Raw genomic sequence first — 24,757 nt, 5'->3', positions numbered from 1 at the left:
TTGCCGCCGTTTTAGGTAGTAACCGGTTGCGGTGCGGCTTTAAGTTCAAATATCGTAATCTCCGGCAATATTCCAACGCGACCGGGGTATCCTAAAAATCCGTAGCCCACGTTTACATATAATTGCTGCTGGCCATGGTGGTATAAACCTGCCCATTCTTTGTACACATACTCAATCGGGCTCCATTGAAATTCATTGGTACGTACCCCAAATTGCATACCGTGGGTATGGCCAGAGAACATCACATCTATTTGTTTATAATGCGGTACTACCTGCGCCTGCCAATGCGAAGGATCATGCGAGAGCAGTAGTTTTACCGGCAAATCATCCGTGTTTTTGGTAGCCAGGTCCATGCGGCCATATTTAGGGAAACGGCTGTATAAACCCCAGTTTCCAATTCCCAGAATACCTATTTCTTCACCATCAACTTTTAAGCGGCGGTTTTCATCAACCAATAAATCCCAACCCATGCGCTTATGCGTGTCTATCAAATCCTGATGGTTCTTTTTTTTATCGGCAGGGGTATAATACCATGAATAATCGCCATAATCGTGATTACCGAGACAGGAGTACACTCCCAGTGGCGCTTTTACCTTGCTGAAAATATCCTGGTAGTTGCGCATTTCATAGGCCATATCATTAACCAGATCGCCGGTAAAGAAAATGAGGTCGGCTTTCTCCCGCATCAGCATTTCTACGCCACCGGTTACTGCTTTTTTATTGTAAAAGCTGCCGGAATGTATATCTGAGATTTGACCTAACCTGATACCATCAAACTTTTTAGGCAAACTAGGCAGATATAAAGTTTGGCGATGGATGCGATAATCATAAACACCGGTGGCAATACCGAAGCCCAACCCGGCTAAAGGTATTGAGGTAGCCAATAGCCCGGCTTTAACCAAAAACTCGGAACGGGGGATGGCGTTTTGATCAGTAGCAGTATTATGAGTAGCAGTGGCAGTTTCTTGTACAACTTCAGATTTTTTATTGCGATTTGAACGAATAAAAAACCGCCTGATATCATCTGCAAACAAAAAGGGCAGCATGCATACCCGGGCTACCAGCAGCAGGAAGAATACCATTAATATGGCTGCGCGCTGGCCTGTGCCTATTTTAATATATACGCTTACAAAGAAACCGGCGAGCAGTAAAACAGAAAGCGTCCAGTAAGCTATTGTAAACCATTTTTTATGTAAAAAGCGCCATTTTAAGGCGCTTTTTAAGCTTTTTATAATGTATCTATCAGCAAGTATTAAGCCGATAGCAATTAGGATAACGATTATGTTTTGTCCCGTCATTGATTGAGTTTAGTAACGATCATCTTCCAGATCCTCGTCGTCGGCCTGCAGGTTAAACAAGCTGTCGAACATATCTGCAAAGGTAAAACCTTTGTTCAGGAATCCTTTATTCAGTTGCGAAAACTCAGCCAGGCCATGCAGCACAAATTCCATTAATAGTAACTGCTGATTTTCGGCCAAACGTGGGTGAAACTGTTTTACCAGCTCTTTTAAGCCGGTAACCGAGTTTAAGGCTTTTTTGTATTCCGGTAATGAAAGATCGTCTATCAACTCCAGTGTATTGCCTTCGCTAAACCAGCTTACTATTTCGGTATAAGGGTTGCCTTTTTTAGATTTTTTAGCTTTCTCCGGATCAGGGAAAAATTGCAGCATCATGGTTTTAATGGCTTTGCCAACCAAAATATTAGCCACCTTAGCCGGGCCTTCCAATTCGCCTTCGTAAACCAATTCTATTTTGCCGGTAATGGCCGGGATAACACCCAGGAAATCGGAGATGCGTACAAAGGTGTTTTTCTCACCATTAATCAGCATACGGCGTTCTGCGTTACTAATCAGGTTTTCGTAAGCCGAAATGGTTAAGCGTGCAGATACACCCGATTTTTTGTCGATGTATTCTGAATCGCGTGCTTCGAAAGCAATTTGCTCAACCAGGTCTTTAACCAGGCCGTCTGATTCTACATTGGCAATCTGATCTGCCGTTAGGTTGGCTTCCTGTTGCGTAATACGGCGCGAAATATCCAGTGTGCGTGGGTAGTGGGTTAAGATCTGGCTTTCGATACGGTCTTTCAACGGCGTAACGATTGATCCACGATTGGTATAATCTTCTGGATTAGCAGTAAACACAAACTGGATATCCAACGGTAAACGCAGTTTAAAACCACGGATCTGGATATCTTTTTCCTGCAGAATATTGAACAACGATACCTGGATACGGGCTTGCAGATCGGGCAATTCGTTAATTACAAATATACCACGGTGCGCACGCGGGATTAAGCCGAAGTGAATTACGCGTTCATCGGCATAAGTTAATTTCAGGGTGGCTGCCTTAATTGGGTCAACATCGCCAATTAAATCGGCAACGGTAACATCGGGCGTAGCCAGTTTTTCTGTATAACGGTCGCTGCGGTGAACCCAGGCAATAGGGGTATCATCGCCTTTGGTGGCAATTTCATTGCGGCCAAACCACGAGATAGGGGCTAAAGGATCATCATATAATTCAGATCCTTCTATATAAGGCACGTACTCATCCAGCAAACTTACCAGTAAACGCGCAATACGGGTTTTAGCCTGGCCGCGTAAACCTAATAGTAAGGTGTTATGACGAGATAAAATCGCAGTATGTAAATCGGGGATAACGGTATCCTCGTAACCAATAATACCTTCAAAACCTTCGCTTTTGTTTTTGAGCTGGGTGATAAGGTTGGCTCTTAATTCTTCTTTAACCGACCGGCTTTTGTAGCTGGTTTTTTTTAACTGACCGAGGGTCTTTATATTTAGTAATTCGCTCATTCTGTTTTAGTTCAATTGTTCAATGGTTCACTCGTTCATTAGTACCGAGCATCATTAGTCAATGGTTGTTATCTAGCAGTGAAAAATTCATTTGTTCACTGATTCATTAGTCATTTCATTGACAAATTGCCGAATCAGCAAATTGCCAAATTAATATTATCTAACTGTTTTCCTTCTGTTACGGATATAGTCTTCAAAAATGTATTCGCCTAAACCGTTTAACGAGCTGTAGAAAGCTTTGCCGCCGTTGGTTTCAGTAAATTTACGTACAAACTGCTGTAAGTAAGGGTCTTTGGCAATCATAAACGTGGTGATTGGTATTTTTAAACGTTTACATTGTGCCGCCATATTCAGGGTTTTGTTAACCACTTTACGGTCGAGACCTATACTGTTTTTATAATACTTGGTACCTTCCTTTAAGCAGGTAGGTTTACCATCGGTAATCATAAAAATCTGTTTGTTGTGGGTTTTACGTCGGCGAAGCAGGTCAGTAGCCAGTTCCAATCCTGCATAGGTATTGGTGTGGTAAGGGCCAACCTGCAAATAAGGCAGGTCCTTTAGGCTGATAGGCCAGGCATCGTTACCAAACACCACAATATCTAAAGTGTCTTTCGGGTATTTAGTGCGGATCAATTCGGCCAGTGCCATCGCTACTTTTTTGGCCGGGGTAATCCGGTCTTCACCATACAGAATCATCGAGTGTGATATGTCGATCATCAGCACGGTAGAGGTAAGGGTTTTGTAATCCATTTCCTCTACTTCCAGGTCTCGTTCGGTCATCTTAAAATCGCCGATCCCGTGGTTGATCTGCGCATTGTGGATAGATTGTGTAATATCAATCTGATCCAGACTATCGCCAAACTCAAATTCGCGGCGTTCGGCATTCTTTTCATCACCCTGTCCCGATTGTGGTGTACGGTGATTGCCCTTGCCCGATTTTTTAAGTTTGCCGAAAATATCTTCCAGAGCCGATTGCCTGATGCTTTGCTCGGCCTTGGCGGTAATGTTAAACTCGCCGTTTTGGTTGTCTTCCGTTAGATAGCCTTTTTGCTTCAACTCATCAATGAAATCGCCCATGCCATATTCATCGTTGGTGATGTTGTATTGCTTGTCCAACTCATTGAGCCATTGCAAAGCTTCGCCCGCATCACCAGACGTATAGTTCAGTAATTCCAGAAATAATTTCAGTAACTCATCAAACCCACCTTTCGGAATTTCACTGGGTATATATTTGGAGAATCCAAATCCTCGCATGTTTTTGCCTTTCTTCTAAAGTAAATTAACGGATTATTTCCCGGAAAAGTTTACCTGCTCCGGCTCATAAGCAGCCGTATTGGATTTAATGACGGTTGAATGATTATGCGGACCAATAATTAATATCCAATTAACATGATGTAACCGGATAATTTAAAACGGAACGATTTCCTCGATCTTATAACTCGGTGTAGCGCCTTGCTTGCTGGTTACAAAAGCGCCAACGCAACAAGCCCTTGCTACTATTTGCTGCATAGGTTCATTATTTAACAAACCGGTGGTTAATGTAGCCAGGAATGAATCGCCTGCGCCAACGGTATCAACCACATCAACCTTGAAGCCCGGGTGTTCAAAAAACTCGTCGTCGTGCCATAAAATAGCGCCTTTATCGCCACGGGTTACGCAGATAGTTTGCGGGTGGTAGGTGCGTTGAAACTCGATGATCTTATCTTTTAATGTGCCACTGCCCCTGCCAATCAGCAGGTCTGCTTCTTCTTCGTTCATTTTAATGACCTTGGCTTTTGCAGCCAGGGTTTGTATGGTATCCAATTGGTAATGTGGTGCACGCAGGTTAACATCAAATACAGTTAAAGCCGATGTTTCATCCAATAATTCATACAATGTATTGCGCGTAACCGTTTCACGACAAGCCAGCGTACCGAATACAATAGCTGATGAATTGCGTGCCTGTGCAAGCAGTTCGGGAGTTACGATGATATTATCCCATGATACCGGCTCTGGTATGGTATAAGTGGCTTGTTGCTTTTCATCCAACTGCACGGTAACTACACAGGTGGGCAAATCTTTATCCTGCTGAATTAAGGGCGAGTACAGTCCGTTCTTTTGCAGAAAGTTAATCAGCTCATCGCCCAGTGCATCACTACCCACGCTGCTGGCAAACACTACGTTTTTGCCTTGTTGTTTGAGGTTCCAGGCCACATTCATTGGTGCGCCGCCCGCTTTGCGGGTTTTGCCGAAAGTGTCCCATAAAACTTCGCCGTAGCATAATACCTGGTTGTTCATGTTGTAATGTTTTTAAGCAGAATAATGTAAAGCTACAAGATTTTAAAATGTAAAATACCTACATTTAGTCATGAAGAAGTCTATTCTCTCTTTTATCCTTATTCTTTTGTCCATTATCTGCTTCGCGCAGGACAAGCAAGCCATTATAAAAGTAATGGCCAAGCAACAGCAGGATTGGAACCGCGGTGATATTGACGCCTTTATGCAAAGCTACTGGAAATCGGATTCGTTGATGTTTCTCGGTAAAAAAGGCCCCAACTATGGCTGGCAAATCACCCTCGACCATTATAAAAAAGCCTATCCCGATAAAGCCGCGATGGGCCAGCTAAGCTTTAAAATAATTAAGGTTGATGTGCTGGATAAAACCAATGCCTTTGTACTGGGCGCCTGGAATTTAAAGCGCGAAAAAGATGCGCCGGGAGGTTATTTTACCTTGTGGTTTAAGAAGTTTAATGGGGTGTGGAAGATTGTAGCGGATCATACCTCTTAGTGCAGAAGCAAGAGACAAGAGCCAGGAAATAAGACCTTTGATAACGCTCGTCATTGCGAGGAGGTACGACGAAGCAATCTCAGACCTATTAGCACATACTTCGTTAACGCGGTGATCCTGTTTTCATTAGGGATGGCAGAGCGAATTATGATCGTCAGTGGATGTCACTTTCTTTTTCCGCAAAAGAAAGTAACCAAAGAAAACTCGTGGCTGCTCAATTTTCTATTAGAGGGTGTGGTAGGGCAGGTATAGTGCTATCCGAAAATTAAGATGCCACGATTATTAGGGTATTAGAGGTTCGTCGGGCAGTTTTTATAGCTGACACATTCCAAATGAAATTCTTTTGCCAAATGTTTTTCATTAGTATACGGGCTGTCATGCTGAGGTACTCGAAGCATGTTGGGGAGTCTTAGCGCGCGACGCTCGAGGGTGTCAGTGTGACAGCAAAATTCTGGCGCAAATATGCAGCGGTGGGATGGGCTGTGTACAGAAGGCTTTATAAATCCGACTTATTAATAAACGCTAAAAGTGTTTTTTCTAAATTTTCACATTTTTCCCAGAATTTTTCATCGATGAAATCCATTTGCTTTTCTTGATCCATTGTCCATTTTTGGATTACTTCATTTCGTTTGTCAATATCTTTTGGGGGTGTCTCATCCGGAAAAAGCATGTTCATTTGACGTATTAATTCTGCAATATCATCTAAACCCAAATAAACCAAATCTTCAATAGTTTTTTCTATATGTTCAGCGCCATAGTTCATATACTGGTCAAAGAGTCCTCCGGTTGTAAGTGGTTCCAGGTTAAACCAAACCCGCTCTGCTCGCGATAGTGACTCATAGTTTCTGAAACCTTTATCTACTATTTCCTCCCATTTACTTTGAAGTTCTTCCCTTGTTTTCATTATGCAGTTTGGTTTTGCGATGTTACCGGTATTTCCATTATTTATTAATAATAGAGGTTGTGCTAAGGTACTCGAAGCATCGTGGTTAGGCCTCTGCGCGCGACACTTCGAGTGCCTCAGTGTGACAGCCCCGACTGCTACTTCTACTAAAAAAAACTGCAACTAACTTACCTCGGCTTCCCCGCAGCCAAGGCCTTCTCTGCCCATTTAATGGCTGTCTTTTCGCGAAACTTAGCGTAATCGCCTTTGAATGCCATTTTGAGCAGGCTGTCTAAACCACCCTTCATGGCCAGGTTGTAAACGCTTGCGGCTTTGCGGCTTAGGGATGCATCCCAGGCGCGGAGACTTAACGAGTATGAACCTTCGAGGTATTTCATCCAGTGCCAGTAACCGGTTGGCATAAACAGGGTATCGCCATGTTCGAGGATTACTTGTTGGCCTTCTACACCTTCAAGTGCAGGGAAAGCTTTGATGTCGGGGTTTAACACATCGTAATCCTCGAGGGCATACGTGGCATTGGGTAGGCAGTATAAACGGCGTTTCCATTTGTTTTCGAATAGAATAACGTGTTTGGTGCCCCCAAAATGGGTATGAAATATATGAGGAAGATCGATATCGTAATGTAAAAATGTAACCGAATTTGAGCCTCCAAAAAACATGGCTGGCATGCTTTCTATAAAACCACCCATCAGATCCTTCGGTAAAATAATATCATTTAAAAGCTCGGGAGCCTGTTTAAAAATATTGAAGAAGAAAATGCGGAGTTCGGTAGGCTGTGAGCGAATCAGGTCGATGTATTCATCGAAAGGCATTTCGGCAGCCGATGAATTGATGGGTTTTGATGGATCGGCTTTTGAGTTATCGTACAGCGGCACTACTTTGTTGCCAACCGTTTGTTTCATAAACTCGGGAGTCCACTTTTCGCGCGCCGGCCAATCTTTGGTCAACCCTTTAATAACTAAAGGACGGCGTGGCTTCAGGTACTTCGCAGTAAATTCGGCCTGGTCAATGGTTTCGACCGTATCAACGGGACTAAGGATAAAACTCATATTAATATAGGGGTCCGTAAATGAGTATCTACCCAGCGTCCGGATTTTAACTCGTTAAAGGTAACGCTTTATGTTAAAAAATAGTGCAGTTAATGATTATTTGACATTAAGCGAAATAAACTGCAACCGCCACTAAATTACTGCTACTATACCGGTTCCCCGTCGGCCAAAGCTTTGTTGGCGCGTTTTACGGCCAGTTCTTCTTTCCAGTCCATGTATTTCTTCTTGAAGTTCTTTTTCATAAAGTCGTCGAACTTGCGTTGAACCGTTAAGTTATACAGGCTTTTAGCTTTAACACCCCACGATTTATCCCATGCGCGCAGTGAGATAGAGAACGATCCATCGAGGTATTTCATCCAGTGCCAGTAACCGGTTGGCATAAACAGGGTATCGCCATGCTCCAGGATGGTTTCTTGTCCTTCAATACCATCCAAAGCAGGGAATTTATCGAAGTCAGGGTATTCAATATCATAATCTTCCAGCGCGTAGGTAGCGAAGGGGATGCAGTATAATCTTTCGCGCCATTTATAATCAAACAGCATTACATGTTTACGGCCGTGGAAATGGGTATGGAAGATATGGGCCAGATCGATGTCATAGTGCAAAAATGTAACAGAACCTGCACCACCGAAAAACATGTTGGGGTATTTATCCAGAAAGCCACCCATTAAATCTTTGGGCGAGCGGTAATCTTCCAATAAGCCGGGTGCATGTTTAATGGGGTCGAAAAGGAAAATGCGCAAGTCTGTCGGCTCACGTTGTATGAGATCTATATAGTCGGCAAACTTCATTTCTGCGGCCGAGGCATTGATGGGTTTGGTAGGGTCGGCCTTGGCACTATTGTAAAGCGGAACGGTTTGGTCGCCCACAACTTCTTTCAAATATTCGAAGGTCCATTTTTGCAGGGCAGGCCAGGTTTCGGTTGCCTTACGTATTACCAGTGGTTTACGAGGAATTAAGTAATTGTTAACAAAATCTTCCTTGCTGATCTGGTCAACGCGGTCGATCTGCGATAAATTCAAACCCATGTTTACAATAATTTAACGTGCAAAAGTATGCAAACAAGACATTTGACGACAAATTGTTTTTGATTTTCTGACTATAATTTAACAAAAAAGCCCGGCGCTTAAATGCACCGGGCCATTGTTAATTATAAATGTATCTGCTAAGTAATTTGCTATGTTATAATATAAATTACGGAAACAAATGAGCGATGGATTTTAAAGAATGTAAAAATTACTAAACTATTTATAATCCTGCCTCAACAAATTAATTTGGCATTAAAACGGTGTTCACTACATGTATCACGCCATTTTTCTGGAAAACATCGGCAATGGTAATCCATGATTTTCCACCTTTTTCGTCAACCAGGTAAAGTTTTTTGCCATCCTGCATCACCCATAATTTGCCACCGCTCACAGTAGTTAATTCGGCTTTGCCCATGCCTGCTTTTACTTTGGCCATCAGGTCGGCGGCGCTTAGGCGGCCTGCAACAACGTGATAGGTTAATACTTTGGTTAGCATAGCTTTATTTTCTGGTTTCAGCAGGGTTGGTACGGTGCCGGCAGGTAGTTTATCAAATGCTTCGTTGGTTGGTGCAAATACGGTAAATGGTCCGTCGCCTTCCAGGGTTTCAACCAAGCCGGCAGCTTTAACGGCGGCAACAAGGGTAGTATGGTCTTTAGAGTTTACGGCGTTTTCGATAATATTTTTTGTTGGGTACATGGCTGCACCGCCTACCATTTTAGTTTGTGCAAAAGTGTTGGGCGCAAATGCAATAGCTGCTAAAGCAAAGGCCGCAAAAATTAGTTTTTTCATTGGTTATAATTAATGTTTTATAACAGCAATTACGGCGGCTGGTGGGGTACGGATTGCGGGAGAGGGGTATTTCGCAGTCGGTGTAGTTGTGTTAATTATGAAAACCGAATGGTGGTTTTTGGAGTAAGTACGCGGGGGCGATAAGAGGTGTTTTTAGTTTAATGTATTGTTATATAGTGTTTTATTAAATAGTAGTTGTAGAGTCTTAATTCTTATTTCTTATTCTGGGCGTTGCCTTCGGCCCGGGCTATCCGTTGCAAGTCCTCGCTACGCTCCGGGCTTTCCACTTCTATCCCTAACGCGGAGGAGTCCTAAAAAAACAACTCTGCCGCAATCGTATCTGCATACAATTGCCCTTCGCGGGTAAGGAGTAATTTGTTATCAATCTGCTTTATCCACTCGCGCTCTAAAAACTCGTTGGCTGATTTTAGTAACTCGGTTTTGGCACCGGCGGCTATGGTTTCTAAATGGTCGAGATCCAGACCCCATATCGTGCGGAGGGAGGTCATTACGTACTCGTTGAGGCGGTTGCTTTCGGTTAATAATTCAACCTCGGCAGGGATTTCTTTTCTTAATATCGAAGCAATGTATTTGGTGTTGTTGGCCACGTTCCATTGACGGGCTTCGCCGTTGTAGGAGTGGGCAGACGGGCCAAGCCCAAGGTACTTTACACCACGCCAGTAATTGGTGTTGTGGCGCGAGTAATGACCTGGTTTGGCATAGTTAGAAATTTCGTAATGCTCGAAACCTTTGGCTTGCATGGCATCGGCCAGTACCAAAAATTGCTCGGCGCTTTGCTGCTCATTGAGCGGGGCGTATACCTTCTTTTTGATGAAGGAAGCGAGGGCAGTCTGCGGTTCAACCGTCATGGAGTAGGCCGAAACATGTGGCACATTTAGTGCGAATACTTTATCGATATTTTGTTTCCACTTGGTATCAGTAAGCAGGGGATAGCCGAATATCAGGTCGACAGTAATATTTTCGAAACCTGCATCCTGTGCACGTTTTACCGATGCTTCGGCTTCGGTGCTGCGGTGGGCGCGGTTCATCCAAAACAAATCCTCATCATAAAATGACTGGATACCGATACTGAAACGATTGATAGGCGTAGCGCGTAATGCCTGTACCTTTTGCTGGTCCAGGTCATCCGGGTTGGCTTCGAGCGTAATTTCGGCATCAGAGCTAATGCTGTAATATTGGCCGAGTGTATCGATGATCTGGTTAATTTCGCCAGATTCTAACAATGATGGCGTGCCGCCGCCAAAATAAATGGTTTCGATACTATCGCCGCCCAGGTAAGTTTTTTGCAGGGCAATTTCGCGGATAATGGCATCCAGCATATCGGCCTTATACTTTAGCGAAGTGCTGAAATGGAAATCGCAGTAGTAACAAGCTTGCTTGCAAAAAGGGATGTGGATGTAAATACCGGCCATGGTGCAAAGGTATTCATATCGGCGGGAATAGTAGGGCTATGGCTGCACACTTGTGTCAGATTTTGAACCGTCGGGGCTGTGGAACTGGATTGGAAAGTTCCACATGTTCCATGTTACAGACTTAAAAGTAATTATTATGCCGATTGGTATATTTTTATCTATTTGATTATTAAATAGTTGAAACTATTTTTGTTTGTTTTGGATTGATGCCCTGTTCCACTTTTACCGACTTAAAAGTATTTTTTTGCGACAGGAACTTGGCAGTAAAAGGACTTTTAGGTATTGCGTGTATTTGTGGCCTGTCATGTTGAGGCACTCGAAACATGGTACAGATGGCCGGCGCTTATCCTTCGACGGAGCTCAGGATGACAGCCCTCATTCTCTGCTCGGGCAGGATCTCTTGTAAAGTACCCTGCATTGCTTATAGATTTGCCTTCGTGCTCAGGGTCTTCTGCGGGGGCACAGGAGACTCGCAGAGACAAAAATAAGACCGTCATTGCGAGGAACGAAGCAATCGCGAACTATACATGGCGGCTCTGTAGGTCGGGGATTGCTTCGTTCCTCGCAATGACGGTGATAGTTTTTTAAACAAACAATTGCTTTAACGCCTCATCATTATAATCATTAACTGCGCACAAAACATTGTCATTGGCTAATTCTTCTGCGGTATGGAAGGATGTAATGGCAACGGCTTTCATCCCCGCTCGGCGGGCGGCTTCAATGCCTTTGGGCGAATCTTCAAATACTACACAATTTTCGGGCGCTATGCCAAGGGCTTCGGCTGCTTTTAAAAATACATCGGGGTTGGGTTTGCTGATGGCCACATCTTCGGCGCTGATTATAACCGGGAAAAGGTCCCTTATCTTCAGGTTATCCAGCACGTAATCAACATTAAGGGTAATAGCTGCTGTGCCAATGGCCAATTTAATATCGTTTGCTTTAGCTTTTTCTAAAAAGGTATCGAGACCGTCAATCAGTTTTAAGTGGGGGAGGAAGTCTTCCTGATATTTGAGTGTTTTCCTTAAAATAATGGCATTGATCTCTTCTAAATTAAACTTGTCTGCACCGAAAACACGTTTAATAAGCTCTTCGTTTTTGCCATACAACTGCAGTTTTATCTGTTCTTGCGTAAGCGGTGTGTTTAATTCGCCCACCAATATGTTGTACCAGGCCTGTTCATGAAAGTGCATATCGTTGATCATGGTGCCATTCATGTCGAAGATAAAAGCTATTTGTTTTGACATTCTAACTGTTTACTGATAAAGTAAGCTCAATCCTAATTTATTGTTGGATATTATCCCTAAGCAAACAAAGCTTTCAAAGCCGGATCGTTATAATCATTAACCGCGCACAATACATTCTCATTAGCTAATTCTTCTGCGGTGTGGAATGAGGTAATGGCAACGGCCTTCATACCGGCGCGGCGGGCGGCTTCAATGCCTTTGGGCGAATCTTCAAACACTACACAATTTTCGGGCGCTATGCCGAGGGCTTCGGCGGCTTTTAAAAATACATCGGGGTTGGGTTTGCTGATGGCTACATCTTCGGCACCGATAATAACCGGAAAAAGGTCCCTTATCTTCAGGTTATCCAGCACGTAATCAACATTAATGGTAATAGCGGCTGTGCCAATAGCCAGTTTAATGTCGTTTGCTTTAGCTTGTTGTAAAAAGGTGTCGAGGCCGTCAATCAGTTTTAGGTGGGGAAGGAAATCTTCCTGGTATTTTAGCTCTTTCCGTACCGCAATAGCATGTACTTCTTCATCGGTGAATTTACCTGGCCCGAAAACGCGCTCAAAAAGCTCTTCGTTTTTGCCGTACATCTGCAATTTTACCTGCTCCTGGGTAAGCGGGGCGTTTAATTCGTCAACTAAAATATTGTACCAGGCCAGTTCATGGAAATGCATATCGTTAATCATGGTGCCATTCATGTCGAAGAGAAAAGCTGTGTATTTTGACATCTGTAGTGTTTATTAATAAAGCGCAAAAGTGGGAAATATTTATTAGTTGAAGAGTTGATTGAGTTGAGTAGTTGATTAAGTTGAATGAGTTAATTAAGTTGGGTGGTTTATTAAGTGCCCAATCTTCGCTAAGAACTAATCAACTCATTCAACCGCTTAACTTAATCAACCGCTTAACTCATTCAACAGTTTAACTCAATCAACTTTTCTCCAATCAACTACTCACTTTTCTCCGATGATTTAAGCCCCATTGCACTAATGTTTCTGTGACGGGAAAAACGCTTTTGCCATATTCGGTTATGGCGTAGCTTACGGTAACGGGGCGGGTGTTTTGTACTGTCCTTGTTAAAAGCAGGTTGGTTTCCAGGTCCTGTAATTCTTTCGAAAGCATTTTGGCTGATATACCCTCTACTTCGCGTTGGATCTTTTTGAACGTGTTTGTTTCGTTGATATGATTATTCAGATGGCGCATGATCCTCAGCTTCCATTTGCCACCTAAAATTTCGAGGCTGTCACGTATGGCATTTAACTCTTGTTCGCAGGTTGGTTCTTGCATGGTTGTAATGTTTTTAAATCAAGTGTAAGCTTGTGTGTTTGGCCTCCCCGATCGAGAGCTACCATGTACCCACAAGTTCGCTCAGCCTAAATTTATACCCCTTATTAACGTTTGGCAAGTTGGACTGACAGTAATGTTCCCCTAAATTTAGGGGAATGCAATGACTATGCTGCCACTTCTAACATTAATAAGGGGTAGAATTGATGTTTTAAAATCGGTGCTTATATCCCCAATTTAAAACTCCAATAGTTACCAAATGGTAACCGGTTACCTTTAGTTAACTGATAGTAAATGTAAACCATTGCCTTCTAATTTTGAGCATAAATATTAGAAAATGAAAACATTAGATTATTACGTAGTAGATGTATTTACCGATACCCGGTATAAAGGCAACCAGCTTTCGGTTGTGTATGCTGATGAGGAATTGGAACTTAACCAATACCATGATATTTCCCGTGAGTTCGGGTATTCAGAAACCTCATTTGTACATTATTCATCAGCAGAAAATGTTTTTAAAGTGCGCTCATTTACCCAGGCTAAACACGAGGTTGTAGGGGCAGGCCACAACCTGCTGGGGGCTGTGTGTCTTGCTTTGCTTAAAGGCTGGGATATTTTTAAGGGGCATGGTAGCGAGCCCTATGTTTTGATAAAGGACGATAAAATCCCTTTACAAATTACCGATCAAGCTGGCCTGCCCTATGTTGGCATGAAGCAAAGCCCGGCCGAAGTTGTGAAAACAGTAGATGCTGAAATTATTGCCGAAGCGATAGGATTAACTGCTGCCGATCTTAACCTCAATGGCTGGAACATCAACATCGTGAAAACCGAAGTTGCACATTTGATGGTGCCAATAAAGAATAAAACGTTGTTAGAAAAAGCTGTTTCCCATAAAAATTTGCTGAAAGCAGCATCGGCAGAATTTGGCTTTGAAGGCTGTTATTTATTTACTACTAATGATATTGATGCTGAATATATTGCTGAAGCCCGTTTTTTTAACCCCAGTATCGGTATTGATGAAGACCCGGCCACGGGCACAGCAGCCGGTCCGCTGGCGGGCTATTTAGAGCAATTGGGTTATATCTGCAAAGATCATGATTGCCGGATATTGCAGGGCGAATATGTAAATCAGCCATCGGTTATTCACGTAAATGTAACGGATGGTGGCGTTTGGGTAAGCGGTTCATCGGTAATTGTAATGGAAGGGAAACTTTATTTATAAAAGTACAGGGTTAATTCTCCTAGGAAGCCGCGCCCAGGTTTGCGGTTGTTTTAACGAGAGCAGAACTGATTTCGGTGTAATATGAATCGGCAGCTTTGTTTAGTAGCTTAACCTTGGGTAGTAAGGATAAAAACATTTCACGTGTACCAATAAATTGTTTCTCTCTTGGGAAAACGGCCACCAGTTGTGGCCATAGCTCATACATCATTGTAAACGTATCCAGATCATCCTTAATTGGTTTAATTGCGAGAGAGGCCCTTTGTAAAGATTGATGAAATTTGGTATAATTTTCTTTTGAAGGCTGATCCTGCAATAGTTTTGCTGCCTCGCTCATATCTTTATCGGTTACAGCTCTCTGGTTTTTAAATAAAGATAGCTTTTGGGTGTATTTGTCCAAATCTTGCTGATCTACAATGCGCGAAGTAGAAATGTTTTTGTTTTTTCCTTCCAGCTCTAATTGCCTGATGATATCGAGAGATTTGCTGTACATTTCTTCATAAAATTTATTTTCACCCAATGCCATCTCGCTATGCTGTTGATCAAAGTGTGCATGATGTCCCAGTTCGGCAGCAGCATCTTTAGATTTTGGCCCCTGCCCCAAGCGAATCTTTTTAAATACCGTATAAAAAGGCTGTGCATGTACAGCAAACTCATGTAACAGCGTGTAAAAATGTTTTGAATGGTCTTTATCAAGCCCTTCTCCTGTGTAATATATATGGAGCTCGATACGTAATTCTGCTGTGTGCGGAAGTGTGTTCCAGTCTTCATTGCTAATGTTGGGGTTTAGCTTCCAGTCGTCTCCAATTTTAATGGCAGGTATTGTACGTCCCTCGAGCCCATTTTCACCTTTTGGCAATGGAAGCGCATAAAAATACAGGTGCATTTTTGGATCTGTATCAAAAGCATTTATCATTTCTACAATTTCTCCACCTGCGGCCCTCGCTACCTTCAAAAATAGCGATGTTAATTCTTTAAACCCTGCCGGCGAACCAGGCCCAAGGCCAATTGTTCGCTGTACGGTATCAGACTTTAGTTGCCTGCTATCTGCTAATGGTGTTTCAGAAACAGTTTGCATTTGTAAAGCTTTGCCTCCCATTACATCCGCTTCTTTCTCTAAATCCTTATCGTCGTTTATTTTTACCTTGCTTTTGAGTTGGGTAACGGCTTTAATATTATCCTGAAGTTTACGTTGGGCGATACTTGCCGGGCGGTTATCTGTGAGGTAATTGCTATGAGCATTGTCTTTTTTTTCTTGTACATGCTCGTGGCCAGCAGCACTCGTTTTGTTTTGGTGGGTTTGCTCTGCATGGGTGTTCATAGCTTACATTTTTAAATTGTGATATGCGGATAAGAAAAATAGAGGTGTTACAGGTATCTTAATTTAGTGTTTTTGTAGCATAAAATAAATATACCATTTTTTAGCCTTTATTAATTTAAATTTGTGCCGCTTAACTACGGGTATTGTATGCGTGTTGTACTGTTTTGTTTACTATTTATCGGTTTTTATAATGTTGGCTTTGCCCAGCAGGATAGCACCGCTACAGATATTAAACCAGATTCTGTTTACCGCAGGCGTGCACCGAGCGCTGCCCAGCTATTACTCGATTCTGTTGCCACCGCCCAGCGTGCCCGCGATGCTTTTGTGGCCGATTCTGTGGCCATGCAATATGTTAAGCAAGCAGATAGCGGCCGCCGTAACCAGTTTGTAGAACTGATGCTGAAAACCCAAACTTATAAAGGCTACGGGTTTTTATCAATGCCGGCCACAACCAAGCAAAGCATAGTACGCGAGGGGCATTACCGCCGCACGCGCGATAGGGGTATTATACTCATCATCGTATCATTAATTACTTATGCGGCATTGCTTAACCGGGCCGTGAGTAAGGATATTATGAACGTGGTACAATCTTTTTATAGCAAAAGGGTTTTATCGCAGGTGAGTAAAGAAGATGGTTTGCTCAGCTCATGGGCATTTTTGGGTTTGCTTTTACTTTTTGGTTTAACATTCGGCCTGTTTTTGTACCAGATCTCCAGTTATTACGAGATATTTTACCGCATAAGCGGCATCCAGTTATTTATCGCCCTGTCGCTGCTTATTATTGCATTGTTTGTGGTTAAGTTGCTGATACTTAAATTTATAGGTTTTATATTTAACATCAGCAAAATTGTAAGCGAGTACATTACCACGCTGTATTTAACCTATTTTAACATCACGTTCGTTTTCTTGCCTGTGGCATTGTGTTTTAGCTTACTTTCGGCAAATTTTATTCCGTATATGCTCGTTTTAGCACTCATTATTGTGGTAATTATCTTTATCTGGCAATATCTGCGAAGCAGTGTTAATATTATTTCTTCGTTTCAATTTCCTAAATTTTATTTATTTATCTATCTTTGTGCCCTCGAAATTTGCCCGATTTTAATACTAATAAAGGCATTGAATATTAGGACTTAGGTAGTTAGACTAACGACAATTGGAAGACAGAAAGAAAAAGGTAAAAAGTATACTGGTTACTTTGCCCAAACCTGAAAACGACAAAAACCCCTATGCCGAGCTTGCTAAAAAGCATGGCTTAAAGATCGATTTTCGCTCTTTTATCCATGTGGAGGGTGTGCCTGCTAAAGATTTTCGTAAAGAGAAAATTAACCTTTCTGACTTTACGGCTGTGATCTTTACGAGCCGTAATTCTGCCGATCACTTTTTCCGCATCTGCGAAGAAATGCGTTTTGAGGTGCCGGTTGAGATGAAATATTTCTGCCTTTCTGAAACCATTGCGCTCTATCTCCAAAAATATATTCAATACCGTAAGCGTAAAATATTTTTCGGCAAACAAACCGCAGCCGACCTGGCTGAGGTGTTAAAAAAGCATTCTGGCGAGAAATTCCTGTACCCATGCTCAGACGTGGCGGCAGAAGAAACTCAAAAGTTTTTGCTTGATAACGGCTACAACTTTACTCCTGCAGTACTGTTCCGTACGGTATGCAGCGATCTTTCTGATTTGGCTGAGGTGTTCTATGACGTAATTGCTTTCTTTAGCCCGTCGAGCATCCAGTCGCTCTACAAAAACTTTCCTGATTTTAAGCAAAATAATACGCGTTTGGCTGCGTTTGGAGCTACAACGCATAAAGCTTTGCTTGATGCCGGGTTAATACTTGATATACCTGCCCCAACGCCAAGTGCACCATCAATGACTATGGCCATAGAGCAGTACGTTAAGCAAGTTAACAAATAAAAATATTTTTAGAAACCTTTACAGGGGTATAACCGTAGAAGCGGGTAGTTCTGAATTTTGGTGTGTTTGATTTACACTTTGGGGTACTTTGTATCAAAAAAGTTACAATCAATTTTGCTAAAGTTTTACTAAAAACAGGCTTTTGATATTCATATCAAAAAGTTTTTGTATTTTAGTTACCGAAATTACTTGATTGAGGAATATAATGTTACCCCTAAGTTAAGTACTTGAGAATTTAGATACGTTACATTGACTAATGATGAAAAAACTATACTATTTATTTGTCTTACTGATCGTTGGAATTTTAAGCAGTTGTGGCCGCGGCAATGACAGGGGCGAGGTTAAAGGCGTTCCGCAACGCTCCTTCAGGGCAGAAATACCTTACGGCATGGTTTACATACCGGGCGGGTCTTTCCTGATGGGCCAAACAGATCAGGATGTAACGTTTGCACAAATTGCGCAAAACAAACAGGTTACTATTCCTCCATTTTTCATGGATCAAACAGAATTGAGCAACAGCCAGTATAAACAATTTGTTAACTGGGTGCGCGACTCAATTGCAATCACCAGCTATGCAGGTGACGAAAAATATTATCTGAAACCGGTTAAAGGCGCTGCTGCCAATAGCAATGGTAAAAAGATCATCAACTGGGATTATGTTCGTCAGCACCCGGTTTTTGCATCTGGCAAAGGTGTTAAAACCAACAACGCTTCAAAATTACAGGGCATGTACTACCAGGGTGATGACCGTATTTTTGACCGTAACGAGATTGACGTTCGTTTATTAAAATACAACTACGCTTTAGTAGTATTACGTGAGGCTGCAAACTATCATAATGATAAGAGCAAAAAACGTTCTGACTTTATTTTCCGTGATACCGTTCCTGTTTATCCGGATACGCTGGTTTGGTTGTCTGATTTCTCTTATGCAGCCAACGAGCCAATGGTTGAGGGTTATTTCTCTCACCCTGCTTATAGAAACTACCCGGTAGTTGGTGTAAACTGGCGCCAGGCACGTGCTTTCACCGTATGGCGCACACGTTATAACGATTCATACAAAGATTCTCATAAATTACCTCACCGTTTACCATACAGCTTACCAAGCGAATCTGAATTTGAGTACGCTGCACGCGGTGGCAGGTTAGGTACTGATTATCCATGGGGTGGCCCTTACATCAAAAATGCTAAAGGCTGTTTACTGGCTAACTTTAAACCGGGCCGTGGTAACTATACAGATGATGGCGGCGCTTACACAGTAAACGTACGTTCATATTTCCCTAATGATTACGGTTTGTACAATATGGCAGGTAACGTTGCCGAGTGGACTTCATCTGCTTATGACGAATCTGCTGCTACGTTTGTACATGATATGGCACCAACTTACACTTACGAAGCCAAAGCAAGCGATCCTGAATCGTTAAAACGTAAAGTGGTAAAAGGCGGTTCATGGAAGGATATCGGTTACTTCCTTCAAAACTCAACCCGTACTTATGAGTACCAGGATACTGCAAAATCATATATCGGTTTCAGATGTGTAAGCCGTTACATGGGCCGTGATATCCGCGACAAGCGCTAATTACGAAAAACAATTAAATCATAAAACAAAACAATCATCTTCACTACAAATTACTTATGGCTGGTAAAAAAAAACCTTACGGAATTGGTAACATCGTATCTTGGGGGGCAACGGTAGTAATCATCGGACTAATGTTCAAGATTCTGCACTTACCTGGAAGTACCTATTTCATCACAATCGGATTGTCTATGGAGGCGTTCCTGTTCTTCTTGCTTGGATTTCAACGTGAAGAGTATGAAGTTGACTGGACTAAAGCATATCCTGAAATTGCACCGGATTATACAGGCCAACCTGTTGTACGTGCAGCGGCTCAACCATTGTCAACCGGCAACACTGCAGCTTTAGATAAAATGCTGACTGACGCTAAAATCGGTCCTGAATTAATTACCAGCCTTGGTGATGGTTTAAGAACTTTTGGCGATAAAGTAAAAACTATTTCAAACGTTGCCGACGCAGGTGCTGCAACTTCAGAATTTGCATCAAAAGTAAAATCAGCAGGCGCAAGCTACGATAACCTGAGCGCAGCGTTCTCAAAAGCATCAGCTAACTTAACCGAAATGGCTAATACTGATGTTGATTCAAAAGCATACCATGAGCAAGTAAGCAACCTTGCTAAAAATTTATCATCATTAAATGCTGTGTACGAATTAGAATTGCAAGATTCAAGCGCACACTTAAAAGCCATGAACAAATTCTACGGAAGCCTTGCATCAACCATGCAAAACTTCAATGAATCATTAGATGATAGCAGACAGTTTAAAGAAGAGGTGGGTCGTTTGTCTAAAAACCTGGCATCATTAAATGCTATTTATGGCAACATGTTATCGGCCATGAACCAGCCACGTGCTAACTAATCTTATTTTAAACTTTCTACTCACTCATACTCAATAGAAAACAATGGCTGGAGGTAAAGAAACCCCAAGGCAGCGAATGATGGGTATCCTGTACCTGGTACTGTTAGGCTTAGTGGCCTTACAAATACCAGATAGCTTACTGGATGCCTTTAAAAACATCACGGACAGTCTTTCGCAATCTCAAACAAACGTACAAACAGGTATTAATAATACGTTTGATGCATTTGAGAAAACAAAACTAAAGGAACAACCTGAAAGGGCTAAACCTATATATGATAAGGCAAAAGAAGTAAGTAAAGTAGCTTCTGACTTCAATACTTATGTAGAAGGCCTTAAAAAACAACTGATCGATATCGGCGGTGGTTATGATGAAACTATCCATGATTATAAAGGCCGCGGAGATATGGATATCTCTGATCACTTTATGATCACTCAAAAACATGGTTTAGAATTACGCCAAAAAGTTGATGAAACCCGCGAGAAACTGTTAAGTTTCTTAGATCCTAAAGATCGTGCTGGTGTAAACATCAGTTTAAGTGTATCAGACCCTCCTAAAAATGGTGAGTTAACCCGTAAAACATGGCAGGAAGCAACCTTCGGCGAAGGTATCCCAATGGGTGCATCTATCACTGCAATGACTAAATTACAGGTTGATGCTAAAAATGCTGAAAACGAAATTGTTAAAAAGATCTTAGGTAAAGTTGATCAGGCTGTTGTTAACTTAGATAAGTTCAGCGCTGTTGCAGTTGCTCCAAGCAGCTACGTAATTGCCGGTCAGCCTTATACTGCACAAGTATTTTTAACTGCTTCTGATTCAAAATCTAACCCTAACATCAGCGTAAACGGATCACCGCTTTCTGTAAAAGAAGGACAAGGAACTTACACTGTAGGTACCGGTAAAGAAGGTACTTATACCTGGGTTGGTACAATTAAAGTAAAACAAAACGATGGTACTGTTAAGGAATACAAAACTGCACCTCAAACTTACCAGGTTGCTAAGCCATCGGCTGTAGTATCTCCTGATAAAATGAACGTGTTGTATATCGGTGTACCAAATCCATTATCGGTTTCTGCTCCGGGTTTACCTAAAGATAAACTGAAACTAAGCATTACCGAAGGTTCTATCAGCGGTTCAAATGGTGCATTTGTTGCTAACGTTAAAAACCCGGGTACTGTAAAAGTAACTGTATCTGGCGAAGCAAGCCCTGGTAAATCACAAATGTTAGGTACCAGCGAGTTCCGTGTTAAACGTATCCCTGATCCTAAAGCAGTATTTGCAGGTAAGAGCAGTGGTTCTGTTGCAGCAGGAAACATTAAAGCACAAGACAAAGTATTTGCTAAATTGGAAAACTTTGAATTTGATGCTAAATTTACAGTAACACGTTTTACACTTTGGATTATTAAACCTCGCCAGGATGCGATCCAGATCACCAGCCAGGGTGCAGACCTTAGCGGTGCAATGAAATCGGCAATGGCTACAGTTACTCCGGGTACACGTGTTATATTTGCCAACATAGTTGCAGTTGGCCCCGATGGTACGCAACGCGGACTTGAGGATATATCATTATTAGCAAATTAAAAGGATATGAAGAAGATTATAGTTGTTGTATTGTGCCTTTTATCAGTAGGTGTTATGGCGCAAAAGCGTACCACCAAAAAGAAAACTACTGCTAAAAAAAAACCAGCTACAACCAAAACTATGGCGCCTGCGTCTGTACAACCAAGTACAACAATGGCAACACAGCCTGTAGTTGACACCTCTAAAAAGGCAGCAGTTAAGCCTTTCGATCGCCCGTTAGATGGTTATTACAAAAAGAATAACCTGAACAATGCTAAAGTAACACCGCTGCCAAACCTGCGCGAGTCGGACGTTATGTTTGCAAAACGTGTTTGGAGGGAAATTGATACCAGGGACAAGATGAACAGGTATATCTCTTCGCCTAAATCGCGCCTGATCGATATTTTGATGGACGCAATTGCTAATGGCGAGCTTACCGCTTACGACCCAACACCGAGCAAAGAAGACCCAAGCGGCGATACCTTTGCAAGACCATTAACCCCGGGCCAGGCTAAAAGCCGTGTTGCGGATAGCGTTATGGTTGATAAGTTTGATAAAAACACCGGTGATAAAATTGGTTCTGTAATGCAGGCTGGTGAGTTTAACCCTGATAGCGTTGTTAGGTTCCGTATTAAAGAGGATTGGATATTTGATAAACAACGTTCCGTTTTTGAACCACGTATTATCGGTATCGCGCCTTTAATGAAACCGAAGATCAGTGCAGCTGCAGGTGGTGCAGACATTGATTACACGCCAATCTTCTGGGTTTACTTCCCTGAAGCACGCCCGATACTGGCTACTAAAGAAGTTGTAAACCGTAATAACGACGCCACCGGCTTAAGCTACGACGACGTATTTATGAAAAGACTTTTTGCAAGCTATATTGTAAAAGTATCAAACGAGAAAGACGAACGTATTAAGGATTATGCTCAAGGCATTGATCGTTTATACGAATCAGAGAAAGTGAAAAAATCTTTATTGGATTGGGAACTTAACCTGTGGTCTTACTAAGCAATACGCTTTATAATGCATAAAAAATAACCCCGGAAGCTTAGCTTACCGGGGTATTTTTTTGATTAAAATAATTGAAAATATTATTGGCTTGTTTAAGGTTTACTACCTCCTGCAAATCTGTAAGTGAGGCTTCTTTGATCTTTTTTACCGATTTAAAGTACTTCAGTAATTTATCGGCAGTGGTTTTACCAATACCGTCAATCAGTTCCAGCTCGGTGGCCAGGGTGCCTTTATCACGTTTTTTACGGTGAGCAGTGATACCAAAGCGGTGGGCTTCATCACGCAGCTGCTGGATGATCTTTAATGTTTCTGATTTCTTATCCAGGTATAACGGGTACTGATCTCCGGGATAATAAAGTTCCTCGAGTCGTTTGGCAATGCCTATAACCGTCATCTGCTTTTCGATACCCAATAAGCGCAAGCTTTTTAATGCTGATGATAACTGGCCTTTGCCACCGTCGATAATGACCAGTTGTGGTAGCTCGGTACCTTCATCCAGCATACGGCGGTAACGGCGGTGTACAGCCTCTTCCATGGTGGCAAAATCATTGGGGCCTTCAACGGTTTTTACGTTGAAGAAACGGTAGTCTTTTTTAGAGGGCTTGGCATCCTTAAACACCACAATGGCCGATACCGGGTACTTGCCCTGGAAGTTAGAGTTATCGAAACACTCGATATGCTTAGGCAGCTGGTTCATGCGCAGGTCCTTCATCATTTGGGTTAGCAAACGCTCCGTCCTGATGTCGGGGTTCAGCCTTTCGTACTGGTCTATCTTTTCAGTTTTAAAGAAAATTACGTTTTTGGCCGATAGGTCTAACAGTTTCTTTTTCTCGCCCAGTTTAGGTACCGTGAACTTTATTTTATCATCATCAAGGTCTATATCAAACGGTACGATGATCTCCTTAGATGTACTGTTATACCGCGTGCGGAACTCGGATATGGCCAGTGTAAGCAGTTCTTCATCGCTCTCATCCAGCCGCTTTTTAAGCTCTATGGTTTGCGTTTGAATGATGGTACCATTCATTACCTTCAAGTAGTTTACAAAGGCGTATTTCTCTTCTGATGCAATATTAAATACATCAACATCGGTAATAGAAGAGTTAACTACGGTTGATTTATGCTGATATTTATCCAGCAGATCAAACTTGTACTTCAGCTTATGCGCCAGCTCAAAATCGAGGTTCATGGCGGCATTGTCCATATCGGCTTTGAGGTTACGGATTACCGCACCTGTTTTACCATTCAGGATATCAGTTATCTCGCTGATGCTGTTTTCGTAATCTTCAAAGGTCTGGTAGTTCTGGCAAGGGCCTTTGCAATTGCCCAATTGATATTCTAAACAAACCTTAAACTTACCTGCATCAATATTCTCTTTAGTGAGGTTAAGATTACAGGTACGCAGGGGATAGGTTTCCTTTATCAGTCCCAGAATGGTATGCATCATACTTACCGATGCATAAGGACCGAGGTATTTGGAGCCATCTTTTACAATACGACGTGTCCAGTAAATGCGTGGGAAACGTTCGTTTTTAATGATGATCCATGGATAGGTTTTGTCATCCTTCAGCATCACATTGTAGCGGGGCTGATGCTTTTTAATCATGCTGTTCTCCAGCAGCCAGGCATCAACCTCGGTATCAACAATGGTAAAAGTTATCTTACGGATCTTGGATACCAACACCCGTGTTTTAGCATTTACATTATGATCTTTAACAAAGTAAGATGATACGCGATTGCGCAGATCTTTAGCCTTGCCGATATAAATCAGCTCATTATCGGTGTCCCAATACTGATACACACCGGGTTTGTGTGGTATTTTTTTTAGCTCTTCTCGGTAATCAAACATAAATCACGCCCTAACCCCCCGACCTCCGCCTAATGGCGGAGGAGGAAAAGTACAATTCCTCTTCACTTTTAGGTAAAGAGGAATTGCATTAAATTTTATTTACAAATATATATTGCCCAGTTATGATTAACGGCGGATTGGCCATTATGCTAATCAAAAACTTCTC

Annotated in this window: 22 protein-coding genes; 8 read left to right on the top strand and 14 right to left on the bottom strand. The window is 42.2% G+C overall.

Annotated elements, in window-relative coordinates:
• Nucleotides 1-11 precede the first annotated feature (11 nt).
• The 4 genes from PQO05_RS22405 to PQO05_RS22390 form a co-directional block, all read right to left on the bottom strand.
• Nucleotides 12-1,298: a metallophosphoesterase gene (locus PQO05_RS22405; RefSeq protein ID WP_273629682.1), complete on the bottom strand. Its 1,287-nt coding sequence runs from the start codon at nt 1,296-1,298 to the stop codon at nt 12-14.
• Between the two features lie 9 nt (nt 1,299-1,307).
• Nucleotides 1,308-2,807: a sigma 54-interacting transcriptional regulator gene (locus tag PQO05_RS22400; protein ID WP_273629681.1), complete on the bottom strand. Its 1,500-nt coding sequence runs from the start codon at nt 2,805-2,807 to the stop codon at nt 1,308-1,310.
• Between the two features lie 156 nt (nt 2,808-2,963).
• Entirely contained in the window at nt 2,964-4,061 is a 1,098-nt protein-coding gene (locus PQO05_RS22395; RefSeq protein WP_273629680.1) for a vWA domain-containing protein, read from the bottom strand.
• A 153-nt stretch (nt 4,062-4,214) separates the two neighbouring features.
• A complete protein-coding gene (locus PQO05_RS22390) occupies nt 4,215-5,084 on the bottom strand; it encodes a carbohydrate kinase family protein (RefSeq protein WP_273629679.1) in 870 nt (289 codons plus the stop codon).
• A gap of 70 nt (nt 5,085-5,154) precedes the next feature.
• Between PQO05_RS22390 and PQO05_RS22385 the strand changes: the two genes are divergently transcribed.
• Nucleotides 5,155-5,574: a YybH family protein gene (locus PQO05_RS22385; protein ID WP_273629678.1), complete on the top strand. Its 420-nt coding sequence runs from the start codon at nt 5,155-5,157 to the stop codon at nt 5,572-5,574.
• 496 nt (nt 5,575-6,070) lie between these two features.
• On the opposite strand, the gene PQO05_RS22380 is transcribed toward PQO05_RS22385, so the two are convergent.
• The 8 genes from PQO05_RS22380 to PQO05_RS22345 form a co-directional block, all read right to left on the bottom strand.
• The gene (locus PQO05_RS22380; protein ID WP_273629677.1) at nt 6,071-6,478 is read right to left on the bottom strand and encodes a DMP19 family protein; all 408 of its coding nucleotides are present in this window, start codon (nt 6,476-6,478) and stop codon (nt 6,071-6,073) included.
• A 167-nt stretch (nt 6,479-6,645) separates the two neighbouring features.
• Entirely contained in the window at nt 6,646-7,527 is an 882-nt protein-coding gene (locus PQO05_RS22375) for a cupin-like domain-containing protein (protein ID WP_273629676.1), read from the bottom strand.
• Between the two features lie 146 nt (nt 7,528-7,673).
• Nucleotides 7,674-8,555 (bottom strand): cupin-like domain-containing protein, encoded by an 882-nt coding sequence (locus PQO05_RS22370; protein WP_273629675.1) that lies wholly within the window; start codon nt 8,553-8,555, stop codon nt 7,674-7,676.
• 241 nt (nt 8,556-8,796) lie between these two features.
• Complete coding sequence (locus PQO05_RS22365; RefSeq protein WP_273629674.1) at nt 8,797-9,345, bottom strand: fasciclin domain-containing protein; 549 nt, start codon at nt 9,343-9,345, stop codon at nt 8,797-8,799.
• A 311-nt stretch (nt 9,346-9,656) separates the two neighbouring features.
• A complete protein-coding gene (gene hemW / locus PQO05_RS22360) occupies nt 9,657-10,778 on the bottom strand; it encodes a radical SAM family heme chaperone HemW (RefSeq protein WP_273629673.1) in 1,122 nt (373 codons plus the stop codon).
• A 584-nt stretch (nt 10,779-11,362) separates the two neighbouring features.
• Nucleotides 11,363-12,022 carry an HAD family hydrolase gene (locus tag PQO05_RS22355; RefSeq protein ID WP_273629672.1) on the bottom strand — a complete coding sequence of 220 codons (660 nt, stop codon included), beginning with the start codon at nt 12,020-12,022 and terminating at the stop codon, nt 11,363-11,365.
• Nucleotides 12,023-12,078: 56 nt separating this feature from the next.
• Nucleotides 12,079-12,738: an HAD family hydrolase gene (locus PQO05_RS22350; RefSeq protein WP_273629671.1), complete on the bottom strand. Its 660-nt coding sequence runs from the start codon at nt 12,736-12,738 to the stop codon at nt 12,079-12,081.
• A 214-nt stretch (nt 12,739-12,952) separates the two neighbouring features.
• Complete coding sequence (locus tag PQO05_RS22345; protein ID WP_273629670.1) at nt 12,953-13,294, bottom strand: winged helix-turn-helix transcriptional regulator; 342 nt, start codon at nt 13,292-13,294, stop codon at nt 12,953-12,955.
• 334 nt (nt 13,295-13,628) lie between these two features.
• On the opposite strand from PQO05_RS22345, the gene PQO05_RS22340 reads away from it, so the two are divergent.
• Nucleotides 13,629-14,513: a PhzF family phenazine biosynthesis protein gene (locus PQO05_RS22340; RefSeq protein ID WP_273629669.1), complete on the top strand. Its 885-nt coding sequence runs from the start codon at nt 13,629-13,631 to the stop codon at nt 14,511-14,513.
• Between the two features lie 19 nt (nt 14,514-14,532).
• Here the strand turns inward: PQO05_RS22340 and PQO05_RS22335 are convergent, their stop codons facing one another.
• Entirely contained in the window at nt 14,533-15,831 is a 1,299-nt protein-coding gene (locus PQO05_RS22335) for a hypothetical protein (RefSeq protein ID WP_273629668.1), read from the bottom strand.
• Nucleotides 15,832-15,978: 147 nt separating this feature from the next.
• Here PQO05_RS22335 and PQO05_RS22330 point away from each other — a divergent pair, with 147 nt between their 5' ends.
• The 6 genes from PQO05_RS22330 to porN all read left to right on the top strand — a co-directional run bounded on the left by PQO05_RS22330 (nt 15,979) and on the right by porN (nt 22,742).
• On the top strand, nt 15,979-16,965 hold the full coding sequence (locus PQO05_RS22330) for a DUF4271 domain-containing protein (protein ID WP_273629667.1): 987 nt from the start codon (nt 15,979-15,981) through the stop codon (nt 16,963-16,965).
• A gap of 19 nt (nt 16,966-16,984) precedes the next feature.
• Complete coding sequence (locus PQO05_RS22325) at nt 16,985-17,743, top strand: uroporphyrinogen-III synthase (RefSeq protein WP_273629666.1); 759 nt, start codon at nt 16,985-16,987, stop codon at nt 17,741-17,743.
• A gap of 259 nt (nt 17,744-18,002) precedes the next feature.
• Complete coding sequence (gene porK / locus PQO05_RS22320; RefSeq protein ID WP_273633547.1) at nt 18,003-19,319, top strand: T9SS ring complex lipoprotein PorK/GldK; 1,317 nt, start codon at nt 18,003-18,005, stop codon at nt 19,317-19,319.
• A 56-nt stretch (nt 19,320-19,375) separates the two neighbouring features.
• Nucleotides 19,376-20,173, top strand: a complete 798-nt coding sequence (gene porL, locus PQO05_RS22315) for a type IX secretion system motor protein PorL/GldL (RefSeq protein ID WP_273629665.1) — start codon at nt 19,376-19,378, stop codon at nt 20,171-20,173.
• 43 nt (nt 20,174-20,216) lie between these two features.
• Nucleotides 20,217-21,752 carry a type IX secretion system motor protein PorM/GldM gene (gene porM, locus PQO05_RS22310; RefSeq protein WP_273629664.1) on the top strand — a complete coding sequence of 512 codons (1,536 nt, stop codon included), beginning with the start codon at nt 20,217-20,219 and terminating at the stop codon, nt 21,750-21,752.
• A gap of 6 nt (nt 21,753-21,758) precedes the next feature.
• A complete protein-coding gene (gene porN, locus PQO05_RS22305; protein ID WP_273629663.1) occupies nt 21,759-22,742 on the top strand; it encodes a type IX secretion system ring subunit PorN/GldN in 984 nt (327 codons plus the stop codon).
• A gap of 40 nt (nt 22,743-22,782) precedes the next feature.
• Here the strand turns inward: porN and uvrC are convergent, their stop codons facing one another.
• A complete protein-coding gene (gene uvrC / locus PQO05_RS22300; protein ID WP_273629662.1) occupies nt 22,783-24,591 on the bottom strand; it encodes an excinuclease ABC subunit UvrC in 1,809 nt (602 codons plus the stop codon).
• Nucleotides 24,592-24,757 lie beyond the last annotated feature (166 nt).

It is taken from the genome of Mucilaginibacter jinjuensis (assembly GCF_028596025.1).
In the GTDB taxonomy this organism is placed as follows: domain Bacteria; phylum Bacteroidota; class Bacteroidia; order Sphingobacteriales; family Sphingobacteriaceae; genus Mucilaginibacter; species Mucilaginibacter jinjuensis.
The sequence above is the reverse complement of the archived record's forward strand: the minus strand, read 5'-3'. Positions and strand labels throughout refer to the sequence as shown.

Excerpts from the sequence above, each read along its gene's own strand:
- PQO05_RS22405 (WP_273629682.1), bottom strand. The coding sequence starts at position 1,298 with ATGACGGGACAAAACATAATCGTTATCCTAATTGCTATCGGCTTAATA.
- PQO05_RS22400 (WP_273629681.1), bottom strand. The coding sequence starts at position 2,807 with ATGAGCGAATTACTAAATATAAAGACCCTCGGTCAGTTAAAAAAAACC.
- PQO05_RS22395 (WP_273629680.1), bottom strand. The coding sequence starts at position 4,061 with ATGCGAGGATTTGGATTCTCCAAATATATACCCAGTGAAATTCCGAAA.
- PQO05_RS22390 (WP_273629679.1), bottom strand. The coding sequence starts at position 5,084 with ATGAACAACCAGGTATTATGCTACGGCGAAGTTTTATGGGACACTTTC.
- PQO05_RS22385 (WP_273629678.1), top strand. The coding sequence starts at position 5,155 with ATGAAGAAGTCTATTCTCTCTTTTATCCTTATTCTTTTGTCCATTATC.
- PQO05_RS22380 (WP_273629677.1), bottom strand. The coding sequence starts at position 6,478 with ATGAAAACAAGGGAAGAACTTCAAAGTAAATGGGAGGAAATAGTAGAT.
- PQO05_RS22375 (WP_273629676.1), bottom strand. The coding sequence starts at position 7,527 with ATGAGTTTTATCCTTAGTCCCGTTGATACGGTCGAAACCATTGACCAG.
- PQO05_RS22370 (WP_273629675.1), bottom strand. The coding sequence starts at position 8,555 with ATGGGTTTGAATTTATCGCAGATCGACCGCGTTGACCAGATCAGCAAG.
- PQO05_RS22365 (WP_273629674.1), bottom strand. The coding sequence starts at position 9,345 with ATGAAAAAACTAATTTTTGCGGCCTTTGCTTTAGCAGCTATTGCATTT.
- hemW (WP_273629673.1), bottom strand. The coding sequence starts at position 10,778 with ATGGCCGGTATTTACATCCACATCCCTTTTTGCAAGCAAGCTTGTTAC.
- PQO05_RS22355 (WP_273629672.1), bottom strand. The coding sequence starts at position 12,022 with ATGTCAAAACAAATAGCTTTTATCTTCGACATGAATGGCACCATGATC.
- PQO05_RS22350 (WP_273629671.1), bottom strand. The coding sequence starts at position 12,738 with ATGTCAAAATACACAGCTTTTCTCTTCGACATGAATGGCACCATGATT.
- PQO05_RS22345 (WP_273629670.1), bottom strand. The coding sequence starts at position 13,294 with ATGCAAGAACCAACCTGCGAACAAGAGTTAAATGCCATACGTGACAGC.
- PQO05_RS22340 (WP_273629669.1), top strand. The coding sequence starts at position 13,629 with ATGAAAACATTAGATTATTACGTAGTAGATGTATTTACCGATACCCGG.
- PQO05_RS22335 (WP_273629668.1), bottom strand. The coding sequence starts at position 15,831 with ATGAACACCCATGCAGAGCAAACCCACCAAAACAAAACGAGTGCTGCT.
- PQO05_RS22330 (WP_273629667.1), top strand. The coding sequence starts at position 15,979 with ATGCGTGTTGTACTGTTTTGTTTACTATTTATCGGTTTTTATAATGTT.
- porK (WP_273633547.1), top strand. The coding sequence starts at position 18,003 with ATGAAAAAACTATACTATTTATTTGTCTTACTGATCGTTGGAATTTTA.
- porL (WP_273629665.1), top strand. The coding sequence starts at position 19,376 with ATGGCTGGTAAAAAAAAACCTTACGGAATTGGTAACATCGTATCTTGG.
- porM (WP_273629664.1), top strand. The coding sequence starts at position 20,217 with ATGGCTGGAGGTAAAGAAACCCCAAGGCAGCGAATGATGGGTATCCTG.
- porN (WP_273629663.1), top strand. The coding sequence starts at position 21,759 with ATGAAGAAGATTATAGTTGTTGTATTGTGCCTTTTATCAGTAGGTGTT.
- uvrC (WP_273629662.1), bottom strand. The coding sequence starts at position 24,591 with ATGTTTGATTACCGAGAAGAGCTAAAAAAAATACCACACAAACCCGGT.